The organism is Staphylococcus sp. HMSC62D11, from assembly GCF_001839145.1.
GTDB lineage: Bacteria > Bacillota > Bacilli > Staphylococcales > Staphylococcaceae > Staphylococcus > Staphylococcus lugdunensis.
Genome location: NZ_KV840207.1, coordinates 74,738 through 85,888, shown reverse-complemented (window position 1 = coordinate 85,888; position 11,151 = coordinate 74,738). Strand labels below are relative to the sequence as shown.

The 11,151-nt window shown below is 35.5% G+C and carries 16 protein-coding genes; 14 read left to right on the top strand and 2 right to left on the bottom strand.

The features are described from left to right. Positions 1–68: 68 nt before the first annotated feature. Positions 69–953, bottom strand: coding sequence for a GNAT family N-acetyltransferase (locus HMPREF3267_RS11965; protein ID WP_062077940.1), 885 nt, complete (start codon positions 951–953; stop codon positions 69–71). Between the two features lie 150 nt (positions 954–1,103). On the opposite strand from HMPREF3267_RS11965, the gene HMPREF3267_RS11960 reads away from it, so the two are divergent. Together HMPREF3267_RS11960 and HMPREF3267_RS11955 are read left to right on the top strand one after the other, a co-directional pair. Continuing rightward, the gene (locus HMPREF3267_RS11960) at positions 1,104–3,239 is read left to right on the top strand and encodes a DNA topoisomerase III (protein WP_062078789.1); all 2,136 of its coding nucleotides are present in this window, start codon (positions 1,104–1,106) and stop codon (positions 3,237–3,239) included. 111 nt (positions 3,240–3,350) lie between these two features. After that, positions 3,351–4,685, top strand: coding sequence for an NCS2 family permease (locus tag HMPREF3267_RS11955; protein ID WP_002460073.1), 1,335 nt, complete (start codon positions 3,351–3,353; stop codon positions 4,683–4,685). 175 nt (positions 4,686–4,860) lie between these two features. Here the strand turns inward: HMPREF3267_RS11955 and HMPREF3267_RS11950 are convergent, their stop codons facing one another. After that, positions 4,861–5,256, bottom strand: coding sequence for a hypothetical protein (locus HMPREF3267_RS11950; protein ID WP_002460071.1), 396 nt, complete (start codon positions 5,254–5,256; stop codon positions 4,861–4,863). 352 nt (positions 5,257–5,608) lie between these two features. Between HMPREF3267_RS11950 and rpsJ the strand changes: the two genes are divergently transcribed. From rpsJ to rplN, 12 genes are all read left to right on the top strand, one after another. Beyond that, the gene (gene rpsJ, locus HMPREF3267_RS11945) at positions 5,609–5,917 is read left to right on the top strand and encodes a 30S ribosomal protein S10 (RefSeq protein ID WP_001118667.1); all 309 of its coding nucleotides are present in this window, start codon (positions 5,609–5,611) and stop codon (positions 5,915–5,917) included. A gap of 27 nt (positions 5,918–5,944) precedes the next feature. Continuing rightward, a complete protein-coding gene (gene rplC, locus HMPREF3267_RS11940) occupies positions 5,945–6,607 on the top strand; it encodes a 50S ribosomal protein L3 (RefSeq protein WP_002478829.1) in 663 nt (220 codons plus the stop codon). Positions 6,608–6,635: 28 nt separating this feature from the next. After that, entirely contained in the window at positions 6,636–7,259 is a 624-nt protein-coding gene (gene rplD, locus HMPREF3267_RS11935; RefSeq protein WP_002460069.1) for a 50S ribosomal protein L4, read from the top strand. Beyond that, positions 7,259–7,534 (top strand): 50S ribosomal protein L23, encoded by a 276-nt coding sequence (rplW, locus tag HMPREF3267_RS11930; protein WP_002460068.1) that lies wholly within the window; start codon positions 7,259–7,261, stop codon positions 7,532–7,534. The genes rplD and rplW overlap by 1 nt, the downstream gene beginning before the upstream one ends. 31 nt (positions 7,535–7,565) lie before the next feature. Next, complete coding sequence (rplB, locus tag HMPREF3267_RS11925; protein WP_002460067.1) at positions 7,566–8,399, top strand: 50S ribosomal protein L2; 834 nt, start codon at positions 7,566–7,568, stop codon at positions 8,397–8,399. 66 nt (positions 8,400–8,465) lie between these two features. Next, positions 8,466–8,744 (top strand): 30S ribosomal protein S19, encoded by a 279-nt coding sequence (gene rpsS, locus HMPREF3267_RS11920; RefSeq protein WP_002478831.1) that lies wholly within the window; start codon positions 8,466–8,468, stop codon positions 8,742–8,744. A gap of 27 nt (positions 8,745–8,771) precedes the next feature. Then, the gene (gene rplV / locus HMPREF3267_RS11915) at positions 8,772–9,125 is read left to right on the top strand and encodes a 50S ribosomal protein L22 (protein WP_000387527.1); all 354 of its coding nucleotides are present in this window, start codon (positions 8,772–8,774) and stop codon (positions 9,123–9,125) included. A 23-nt stretch (positions 9,126–9,148) separates the two neighbouring features. Beyond that, positions 9,149–9,802 carry a 30S ribosomal protein S3 gene (gene rpsC / locus HMPREF3267_RS11910; protein ID WP_002460064.1) on the top strand — a complete coding sequence of 218 codons (654 nt, stop codon included), beginning with the start codon at positions 9,149–9,151 and terminating at the stop codon, positions 9,800–9,802. A 2-nt stretch (positions 9,803–9,804) separates the two neighbouring features. Beyond that, positions 9,805–10,239, top strand: a complete 435-nt coding sequence (rplP, locus tag HMPREF3267_RS11905) for a 50S ribosomal protein L16 (RefSeq protein ID WP_002460063.1) — start codon at positions 9,805–9,807, stop codon at positions 10,237–10,239. Next, the gene (gene rpmC / locus HMPREF3267_RS11900; protein ID WP_000644737.1) at positions 10,229–10,438 is read left to right on the top strand and encodes a 50S ribosomal protein L29; all 210 of its coding nucleotides are present in this window, start codon (positions 10,229–10,231) and stop codon (positions 10,436–10,438) included. Before rplP ends, rpmC begins: the two co-directional genes overlap by 11 nt. Positions 10,439–10,455: 17 nt before the next feature. Continuing rightward, positions 10,456–10,719 carry a 30S ribosomal protein S17 gene (gene rpsQ / locus HMPREF3267_RS11895; protein ID WP_002460062.1) on the top strand — a complete coding sequence of 88 codons (264 nt, stop codon included), beginning with the start codon at positions 10,456–10,458 and terminating at the stop codon, positions 10,717–10,719. A 31-nt stretch (positions 10,720–10,750) separates the two neighbouring features. After that, the gene (gene rplN, locus HMPREF3267_RS11890) at positions 10,751–11,119 is read left to right on the top strand and encodes a 50S ribosomal protein L14 (RefSeq protein ID WP_002460061.1); all 369 of its coding nucleotides are present in this window, start codon (positions 10,751–10,753) and stop codon (positions 11,117–11,119) included. Positions 11,120–11,151 lie beyond the last annotated feature (32 nt).

The window sequence follows — 11,151 nt, the reverse complement described above, 5'->3', positions numbered from 1 at the left end:
CAACTACTGTCAATATTTAGTTCATAGCTTAAAATGTAATGATGTTCAAGACTTGTTCAAATTACTTTTTAGTTGCTACTTGTAGGCTTAGTGAATTGTTCAAGTTTAAATTTTTTATATTCATAATTGACTTTGAAACCAAGTTCATTAAAGCGTGATACAAGTTTTGTATTTTTACTTCGTATTTTAAAATGAACTTTTTTAATTTCATAGTGCTTAAAGGCATAATTCAGTCCATAACTTAATAAATCAAAGCCAATGCCCATGAAACGATAATCTGAGTGAGAGCTAAAGTATTTAATTTCAGCATGGGAACCAGTAGTATCAATTTGTAGATACAGATAACCTTTTAAGATGCCTTCACTAACAAAAAGGAATAAACGATGGTAATCATCTAATGTAGCGATAAGTTCTTCTGCTGTATGTGCGCCGTGTTTAAAAGTATCATGATGCAACTTAGCAAAATGACGGTAAAAAGCTGTATGATATTCAATAATATTAGGATTAATTGTCTCCGCATGTGTTTGCTTATAGGCTTCTAGATAGTAATCCGTGAAATTATAATGCGCATGAATAGCATCCATCAATGGATAATACGTTTGGAGTCCTTCTTCAAAAGAAAAATTAAAAATCGAATGAGCAGATACATTTGAATTTAATGCATTAAATAACGCTTGAAAATCCTCCACAGTTAAGTCATGCTCTCCTTTAGTAAATGGACCAATGACTTTATAACAATCTTTTGCGTAAGAGAAAGCAATCAAAATGGCCTTTATATCATTGTTATTATCTGCACATGCAAATACACCTGGAAAATGTATTGCCTTGGTTAATAAAGTATCTATATCATCATAATTTTGAGGCAATTTATATAAATATGAGGTCTGAATGTAACTCGAAGCTTCTATAAATGACTTAATCGTTGCTAATTCTGTGAGTTTATGAATTTCCATTGATTTACCTCCCGCACCTTATAGTTAAGTTAATTATAAGAATAATCGTCAACAATTAAAAGCTTTGCATGTGAAATCACATGTTACAATAAGACTATTAATGACAAAATAGTGTCGAATATGGTGACACTTGAAATGAAAGGACTTACTATGAAATCTTTAATTTTAGCTGAAAAACCTTCTGTTGCGAGAGATATAGCAGATGCTTTACACATAACGCATAAGAAAAACGGTTATATAGAAAACGAAAAATATATTGTGACCTGGGCACTTGGACATTTAGTAACCAATGCTCAACCCGAGCATTACGACAAAAGATATCAGACATGGAACTTAAACGATTTGCCCATTATTCCCAAACATATGAAAACGATAGTAATTGGAAAAACAAGCAAGCAATTTAAAACAGTGAAATCATTATTGTTAAATAAGCAGGTAAATAACGTGATTATTGCTACTGATGCGGGTAGAGAAGGCGAACTTGTTGCGCGGCTTATCTTAGACAAAGTAGGCAATAAAAAGCCAATTCAACGTTTGTGGATTAGTTCAGTTACTAAAAAAGCAATTCAACAAGGTTTTAAGAACTTACAAGACGGGAGAAAATATAATCATCTGTATCAAGCAGCATTAGCGCGCAGTGAAGCAGATTGGATTGTAGGGATTAACGCAACCCGTGCTTTAACGACTAAATATGATGCTCAATTATCATTAGGACGTGTGCAAACGCCAACCATTCAATTAGTGTATGAGCGTCAGAAAGAAATCAAGCAATTCAAACCTGAAGATTACTACACATTGCACATTAAAGTTGCTGGCTATGAGTTTGATTTGGACTCACAGCAACGCTTTAAACAAAGAGAAGATTTAGAGCATATCGTTAAAGCCATCGCACAAAATAATATTCAAGTGACGACCGTTGAGACAAAGCGTAAAAAAAGCTATCCGCAAGCATTGTTTAACTTAACTGATTTACAACAAGAGGCGTACCGCCGATTTAAAATGGGACCTAAAGAAACTCTGAACACGTTACAAAATTTATATGAACGACATAAATTAGTGACTTATCCTAGAACCGATTCTAACTTTTTAACTAGTGATATGGTAGAAACGTTCTCTGAACGACTGCAAGCTTTACTTGCAACTGATTACAAAGTTGCAGTTAAAAATCTAATGAAAAAGTCGTTCAATACAAAACTAAATATCATTAATGATAAAAAAGTTTCAGATCATCATGCGATCATTCCAACTGAAATTAGACCAGATTTAAATCAACTTACTGCAAGAGAACAAAACATATATATGCTTGTGGCTGAGCGCTTTATTGCATCATTAATGGAACCATACCAATATGAAATGACAACGGTTAAGTTAGAAGTAGCACAGCACCAGTTTAAAATGAAAGAAAACATACCTTTGCAACTAGGATATAAAGCCTTATTTGACACAACGCAAACTGAAGTAAAGAAACAACCTTTCCGTCAAGGGCAACAATATCCAATTTCACAAACAAATATAAAGAAACATCAAACAACACCACCAGATTATTTTAATGAAGGAACGTTATTAAAAGCGATGGAATCACCACAACAAGTTATTCATATACAAGATAAGAAATATGCACAAATGCTTAAACAAACTGGAGGTATTGGCACCGTAGCGACTCGGGCAGACATTATTGAAAAACTTTTCAATATTAATGCAATTGAATCAACAGACGGAAAGATTAAGGTCACATCTAAAGGACAACAAATATTAGATTTAGCACCAGAAGCCTTAACTTCACCGCTATTAACTGCAGAATGGGAAGAAAAATTAACTCGAATTGAAAAAGGTAAGTATAATCAGCGGAAATTTATACAGGAAATGCAAGATTTTACGACAAAAATAGTGCATGACATTAAAAATAGTGTGCAGACATATAAACATGATAACTTAACTACAACAGAATGTCCTACATGTGGGAAATTTATGATTAAAGTAAAAACAAAGAATGGGCAGATGCTAGTATGCCAAGATCCTTCTTGTAAAACGAAAAAGAATGTGCAACGTAAAACGAATGCAAGATGTCCAAATTGTAAGAAGAAAATGACATTATTTGGTAAAGGGAAAGAAGCGACATATCGTTGTATTTGCGGCTATACGGAAACACAACGACATATGGATGAGCGAATGAAGCAAAAAAATAATAATAAGATATCTAAAAAGGAAATGAAGAAATATATGTCATCTGATGAAAAGTTGGAAAATAATCCGTTTAAAGATGCGTTAAAAAATTTAAAACTATAAATAATTCGAACAAAATGAGACTTTATAATAATAAAGTTCGTATTTGCTATTGTTTTTTCTACTAATAGGTATTAAACTATTAAAGTATTTTATTAAAAGGAGCATTTTACGGTGAGAAAATATTTCCAATTTGACGAAAATAACACGAATTATAAGAAGGAAATTATTGGTGGGATAACGACATTTTTATCCATGGCTTATATATTGGCTGTCAATCCACATGTCTTAAGTCTTGCAGGGGTTAAGGGTGTAACTCCAGACATGAAGATGGATCAAGGAGCGATTTTTGTAGCAACTGCTTTAGCAGCTTTTGTTGGTTCTTTATTTATGGGATTGATAGCGAGATATCCTATTGCATTAGCACCAGGTATGGGATTAAATGCCTTCTTTGCATTTACAGTAGTATTAAATTTGGGTATTCCATGGCAAATCGGATTAACAGGTGTGCTTTTCTCAGGAATTGTGTTTGCCTGTTTGACAATTTCTGGTTGGCGCGAAGTCATTATTAATGCCATCCCATATCAAATGAAAATGGCAGTATCGGCTGGTATTGGTTTATTTATCACCTTTGTTGGTTTACAAAGCGCTGGAATCATTGTGAAAAACAAATCCACACTTGTAACGCTTGGAAAGTTAACAGAAGGGCCAGTATTATTAGCGATATTAGGTATTGTTGTAACGGTTATTTTATATGCTAAGAAAGTACCTGGTTCAATTTTTATAGGAATGGTGATTACTGCAATTGTTGGAATGGTAACGGGACTTATTCATGCACCTTCAGGTATAGTAGGACATGTTCCAAGTATTAAACCAACATTTGGGGCAGCTTTCGAAGCATTTAAAGATCCATCACAACTGTTTACGATTCAATTTTTAATTGTAATATTAACGTTTTTATTTATTGATTTCTTTGATACTGCAGGTACATTAGTTGCGGTTGCAACTCAAGCAGGTATTATGAAAGATAATAAACTCCCACGTGCAGGTAGAGCATTATTTTCAGACTCACTAGCAACGATCGTCGGTGCAATATTTGGTACGACAACGACAACATCATATATAGAATCTACTTCTGGTGTTGCTGTAGGAGCAAGAACAGGATTTGCGAGTATCGTGACAGGTTGTTGCTTCTTATTGGCATTATTCTTCAGCCCATTGATGCAAGTTGTAACAAGTGCTGTTACTACACCAGCCCTTGTTGTTGTTGGGGTATTGATGGCGGCAAACTTTGCTGAAATTGATTGGAAAAAGTTCGAAGTAGCTGTTCCAGCGTTTATTACAATTATCATGATGCCTTTATCGTATTCTATTGCTACTGGAATTGCGTGTGGTTTTATTTTCTACCCAATTACAATGCTTATTACTAAAAAACATAAAGAAGTGCATCCAATCATGTATGTATTAATGGTGCTCTTCATTTTATATTTCGTGTTTGTACACGGTTAAAATTAAAAAGATCCTAAGACATATGAATCATGTTTTAGGATCTTAATTACATATGGACAATAGTTGACTTGATTGAAAATGCGTTTATACCAAGTTTTTTCAATCTTAGCCAACCTTTTGTCGGGGCGGGACTACGAATTCAAAATGAATGTTATCCCGCTTCGTTTTAATTAAATCAGCGATTCTCATGTTTATCATCTTTATACTGTGTATAAACAACACGCGCATTTTTATTAGGTAGATAAGTTGGAGCGCTTAAGACGATAAATAAGAAAAATACCATCAAGAAGAATAAAATCCAATGCGTAATCATCCCAATAATTGGAAGAATTGCAATAAGTGACCCGACAATTCCAATTAAAGGTATAACTAGCATAGGCTTAATGGCATTTTGTTTATCGAAAAGCAAGATTATAACCAATACTAAATATAAAAATGCATTAAATAATAACGGTTGCCAAAAATAACTAAAGATAATCATTCCACCTAAAAAGGGGATTCCATAAAAGAATTCACATACTAATATAAATACACTAATAAGTGAAAGTGTAACTTTAATACTATGTTTCATGTAACGACACCTCCATTTACCTATATTATATGTAAAAAAAAGATATATAGAAATTAAAAAGGCTGTAAACTAATATTACCTAAATAATTAATGACTAAAAATGCGAAAAACAGTTGAACTGACTGTAATTATCAAGTACAATACAAAGGTATGTGTTAGACAAGGTTAGAAAAATTACAGAAACCCCTTGAATTAGATGGGTTTTTACTGTATCATATCTAATGTTGGACTTGTAAGAAGCGATGAAGCGAAAGGTTACTGACACACCCGGCCGCTTTGCCATGGCGTTGTGGCAGATAGTTTTCGTGGAGAAGTCTATCACTTAAATGTAGACGAATAAGGAGGGAAAATTATGGCAAAACAAAAAATCAGAATCAGATTAAAAGCTTATGATCACCGTGTGATTGATCAATCAGCAGAAAAAATTGTTGAAACTGCAAAACGTTCTGGTGCAGATGTTTCTGGACCAATTCCGTTACCAACTGAAAAATCAGTTTATACAATTATCCGTGCGGTGCATAAGTATAAAGATTCTCGTGAACAATTCGAACAACGTACACACAAACGTTTAATCGATATTGTGAACCCAACACCAAAAACAGTTGATGCTTTAATGGGCTTAAACTTACCATCTGGTGTAGACATCGAAATTAAATTATAATAGAAAATTTTAGGAGGTGGACTTTCGATGACCAAAGGAATCTTAGGAAGAAAAATTGGGATGACTCAAGTATTTGGAGAAAATGGTGAATTAATCCCAGTTACAGTAGTAGAAGCAAGTCAAAACGTAGTATTGCAAAAGAAAACTGAAGAAGTAGATGGATACAATGCTATTCAAGTAGGTTTTGAAGACAAACAAGCATATAAAAAAGATGCAAAATCAAACAAATATGCAACGAAACCAGCTGAAGGTCATGCTAAAAAAGCAGGCACAGCACCTAAGCGCTTCATTCGTGAATTCAGAAACGTCAATGTTGATGAATACGAAGTAGGTCAAGAAGTCTCAGTTGATACATTTGAAGCTGGCGACATCATTGATGTAACAGGCGTATCTAAAGGTAAAGGTTTCCAAGGTGCTATTAAACGACATGGTCAAGCACGTGGACCAATGGCTCACGGTTCTCATTTCCACAGAGCACCAGGTTCAGTAGGTATGGCTTCTGATGCTTCAAGAGTATTTAAAGGTCAAAAAGCACCTGGACGTATGGGTGGTAACACAGTGACTGTACAAAACTTAGAAGTAGTACAAGTTGATACTGAAAATGGCGTTATCCTTGTAAAAGGTAATGTTCCAGGAGCTAAAAAAGGCTTAGTAGAAATTAAATCTTCAATTAAAAAAGGTAATAAATAATTAAGTAGCGAAAGGAGGAAAATGCATAATGGCTAATTATGATGTATTAAAAGTAGACGGTTCTAAAGCAGGTTCAGTAGAACTTAGCGATGCAGTATTCGGCATTGAACCAAATAACAGCGTGCTTTTTGAAGCAATTACATTACAACGTGCTTCATTACGCCAAGGAACACATGCTGTTAAAAATCGTTCAGCAGTTCGTGGCGGTGGACGTAAACCATGGAGACAAAAAGGTACAGGACGTGCGCGTCAAGGTACGATTCGTGCGCCACAATGGCGTGGTGGTGGTATCGTATTTGGACCAACTCCAAGAAGCTATGCTTATAAAATGCCTAAGAAAATGCGTCGTTTAGCGTTACGTTCAGCATTGTCATTCAAAGTTAAAGAAAATGGATTCACAGTTGTAGATAGCTTTGGTTTCGAAGCACCTAAAACGAAAGAATTCAAAAACGTGTTAACTACATTAGAACAACCTAAAAAAGTTTTAGTAGTGACAGAAAATGAAGATGTAAACGTAGCATTATCTGCACGTAATATTCCTGGAGTACAAGTTACTACAGCGACTGGTTTAAACGTATTAGATATTTCAAGTGCTGACAGTGTAATCATCACTGAAGCAGCTGCTAAAAAAGTTGAGGAGGTGCTCGGATAATGGAAGCTAGAGACATTCTTAAGCGCCCCGTAATCACTGAAAAATCTTCAGAAGCTATGGCAGAAGAAAAATATACATTTGACGTTGATACTCGTGTAAATAAAACACAAGTTAAAGATGCTGTTGAAGAAATCTTTGACGTTAAAGTTGCAAATGTCAACATCATGAACTATAAACCTAAGAAAAAACGTATGGGCCGATACCAAGGTTATACGAATAAACGAAGAAAAGCGATTGTTACATTAAAAGAAGGATCAATCGACTTATTTAACTAAAATAAAATTACCAATAAGGAGGTAAGCGACAATGGCTCTTAAAAAATATAAGCCAATAACAAATGGTCGTCGTAATATGACTTCATTAGATTTCGCGGAGATTACTAAAACAACTCCAGAAAAGTCATTATTACAACCGCTACCGAAAAGAGCGGGACGTAACAACCAAGGTAAATTGACAGTACGCCATCATGGTGGCGGCCACAAACGTCAATACCGTGTTATCGATTTCAAACGTAATAAAGATGGAATCACAGCTAAAGTTGATTCTATTCAATATGATCCAAACAGATCAGCAAATATTGCATTATTAGTATATGCAGATGGTGAAAAACGCTATATTATTGCACCTAAAGGATTAGAAGTAGGACAAGTAGTTGAAAGTGGTGAAGACGCTGACATCAAAGTTGGTAACGCATTACCATTACAAAACATACCTGTTGGTACTATCATCCATAACATTGAATTAAAACCAGGAAAAGGTGGACAACTTGCGCGTTCAGCAGGTGCCAGCTCTCAAGTACTTGGTAAAGAAGGTAAATACGTATTAATCAGATTGCGTTCTGGTGAAGTTCGTATGGTGCTATCAACATGCCGAGCAACAATTGGACAAGTTGGTAACTTACAACATGAACTTGTTAACGTAGGTAAAGCAGGACGTTCAAGATGGAAAGGTATCCGTCCTACAGTTCGTGGTTCTGTAATGAACCCTAACGATCACCCACACGGTGGTGGTGAAGGTCGTGCTCCAATCGGTAGACCATCTCCAATGTCTCCATGGGGTAAACCAACTCTTGGTAAGAAAACACGTCGTGGTAAAAAAGCATCAGATAAACTTATCGTACGTGGACGTAAGAGAAAATAATAAAATCAACTTATTTGGGTGTGCGGCGTAAAGCTGCACGCACACAATAAGAAGGGAGGCGCCCAAATGGCTCGTAGTATTAAAAAAGGACCTTTCGTCGATGATCATTTAATGAAAAAAGTTGAAGCTCAAGACGGAAGTGAAAGAAAACAAGTAATTAAAACATGGTCTCGTCGTTCTACAATTTTCCCTAATTTCATTGGACATACATTTGCAGTATACGATGGACGTAAGCATGTACCTGTTTATGTTACTGAAGATATGGTTGGTCACAAATTAGGTGAATTTGCTCCAACTCGTACATTCAAAGGACATGCAGCAGACGACAAGAAAACAAGAAGATAACATATATAAGTAGAGGAGGAAATCCTAATGGAAGCAAAAGCGGTTGCTAGAACTATAAGAATCGCACCTCGTAAAGTTAGATTAGTTCTTGACTTAATCAGAGGTAAAAATGCTGCTGAAGCAATTGCAATTTTAAAATTGACAAACAAAGCTTCATCACCAGTAATTGAAAAAGTATTAATGTCCGCTTTAGCAAATGCTGAACACAACTATGATATGAACACTGATGAATTAGTTGTTAAAGAAGCATATGCTAATGAAGGACCAACTTTAAAACGTTTCCGTCCACGTGCACAAGGCCGTGCAAGTGCAATTAACAAACGTACTAGCCACATCACTATCGTCGTAAGTGACGGAAAAGAAGAAGCTAAAGAAGCTTAATAATTATTTAAGGAGGGAACACTGTGGGTCAAAAAATTAATCCTATCGGACTTCGTGTCGGTATCATCCGTGATTGGGAAGCAAAATGGTATGCTGAAAAAGACTTTGCATCATTACTACACGAAGATTTAAAAATCCGTAAATTTATTGATAACGAATTAAAAGAAGCATCAGTTTCACACGTTGACATTGAACGTGCAGCTAACCGAATTAACATTGCGATTCATACTGGTAAACCTGGTATGGTAATCGGTAAAGGCGGTTCAGAAATTGAAAAACTTCGTAACAAATTAAACAATTTAACTGATAAGAAAGTACACATCAACGTTGTTGAAATCAAAAAAATTGATATCGATGCACGTTTAGTTGCTGAAAACATTGCACGTCAATTAGAAAATCGTGCATCATTCCGCCGTGTACAAAAACAAGCGATTTCAAGAGCTATGAAGTTAGGTGCTAAAGGTATCAAAACTCAAGTTTCTGGTCGTTTAGGTGGCGCAGACATCGCTCGTGCCGAACAATATTCTGAAGGAACTGTTCCACTTCATACATTGCGTGCTGACATTGATTACGCACATGCTGAAGCCGACACTACTTATGGTAAATTAGGCGTTAAAGTATGGATTTATCGTGGAGAAGTTCTTCCTACTAAGAACACTAGTGAAGGAGGAAAATAATAATGTTACTACCAAAACGTGTTAAATATCGTCGTCAACATCGTCCAAAAACAACTGGTCGTTCAAAAGGCGGTAACTATGTAACATTTGGTGAGTATGGATTACAAGCAACTACAACGTCTTGGATTACATCTCGTCAAATCGAATCTGCTCGTATTGCTATGACACGTTACATGAAACGTGGCGGGAAAGTTTGGATTAAAATCTTCCCACATACACCATATACTAAAAAACCTTTAGAAGTTCGTATGGGTGCCGGTAAAGGTGCTGTTGAAGGTTGGATCGCAGTTGTGAAACCAGGTCGTATCTTATTCGAGATTGCTGGTGTACAAGAAGAAGTTGCTCGTGAAGCATTGCGTTTAGCTAGTCACAAACTTCCAGTTAAAACTAAGTTTGTAAAACGTGAAGAATTGGGTGGTGAAACAAATGAAAGCTAAGGAAATTAGAGACTTAACCACTTCAGAAATCGAAGAACAAATCAAATCTTCAAAAGAAGAACTTTTTAACCTACGCTTTCAGTTAGCTACAGGTCAATTAGAGGAAACTGCACGTATTCGCACAGTAAGAAAAACGATTGCACGTCTAAAAACTGTCGCTCGTGAAAGAGAAATTGAACAAAGTAAGGCTAATCAATAAAAGAGGAGGTTGTAAAAGTGAGTGAAAGAAATGATCGCAAAGTTTACACTGGCAGAGTAGTTTCTGACAAAATGGACAAAACTATCACTGTATTAGTAGAAACTTACAAAACACACAAATTATACGGTAAACGTGTAAAATACTCTAAAAAATACAAAACTCATGATGAAAACAATTCAGCTAAATTAGGAGACATTGTTAAAATCCAAGAAACTCGTCCTTTATCAGCAACAAAACGTTTTCGTTTAGTAGAAATTGTTGAAGAGTCAGTAATTATTTAATACAAGATTAAAGATAAGGGAGGTTTAACGAATGATCCAACAAGAAACTCGATTAAAAGTGGCAGACAACTCTGGTGCTCGTGAAGTTCTTACAATCAAAGTGTTAGGTGGATCTGGTCGCAAAACTGCGAACATTGGTGATGTAATTGTTTGTACTGTTAAAAATGCAACACCAGGTGGCGTTGTTAAAAAAGGCGATGTAGTAAAAGCTGTTATAGTTAGAACTAAGTCAGGTGTTCGCCGTGATGATGGTTCATATATCAAATTTGATGAAAATGCATGTGTCATTATTCGTGATGACAAAGGCCCACGTGGTACTCGTATCTTTGGTCCTGTTGCTCGTGAATTACGTGAAGGTAACTTCATGAAAATCGTTTCATTAGCACCAGAAGTACTATAAACAAACAATAACCATAATATTTAAGGAGGTGC

Bases quoted from the DNA above. Each gene is read 5' to 3' on its own strand.
- HMPREF3267_RS11965 (WP_062077940.1), bottom strand. From the start codon at position 953: ATGGAAATTCATAAACTCACAGAATTAGCAACGATTAAGTCATTTATA.
- HMPREF3267_RS11960 (WP_062078789.1), top strand. From the start codon at position 1,104: ATGAAATCTTTAATTTTAGCTGAAAAACCTTCTGTTGCGAGAGATATA.
- HMPREF3267_RS11950 (WP_002460071.1), bottom strand. From the start codon at position 5,256: ATGAAACATAGTATTAAAGTTACACTTTCACTTATTAGTGTATTTATA.
- rpsJ (WP_001118667.1), top strand. From the start codon at position 5,609: ATGGCAAAACAAAAAATCAGAATCAGATTAAAAGCTTATGATCACCGT.
- rplC (WP_002478829.1), top strand. From the start codon at position 5,945: ATGACCAAAGGAATCTTAGGAAGAAAAATTGGGATGACTCAAGTATTT.
- rplD (WP_002460069.1), top strand. From the start codon at position 6,636: ATGGCTAATTATGATGTATTAAAAGTAGACGGTTCTAAAGCAGGTTCA.
- rplW (WP_002460068.1), top strand. From the start codon at position 7,259: ATGGAAGCTAGAGACATTCTTAAGCGCCCCGTAATCACTGAAAAATCT.
- rplB (WP_002460067.1), top strand. From the start codon at position 7,566: ATGGCTCTTAAAAAATATAAGCCAATAACAAATGGTCGTCGTAATATG.
- rpsS (WP_002478831.1), top strand. From the start codon at position 8,466: ATGGCTCGTAGTATTAAAAAAGGACCTTTCGTCGATGATCATTTAATG.
- rplV (WP_000387527.1), top strand. From the start codon at position 8,772: ATGGAAGCAAAAGCGGTTGCTAGAACTATAAGAATCGCACCTCGTAAA.
- rplP (WP_002460063.1), top strand. From the start codon at position 9,805: ATGTTACTACCAAAACGTGTTAAATATCGTCGTCAACATCGTCCAAAA.
- rpmC (WP_000644737.1), top strand. From the start codon at position 10,229: ATGAAAGCTAAGGAAATTAGAGACTTAACCACTTCAGAAATCGAAGAA.
- rplN (WP_002460061.1), top strand. From the start codon at position 10,751: ATGATCCAACAAGAAACTCGATTAAAAGTGGCAGACAACTCTGGTGCT.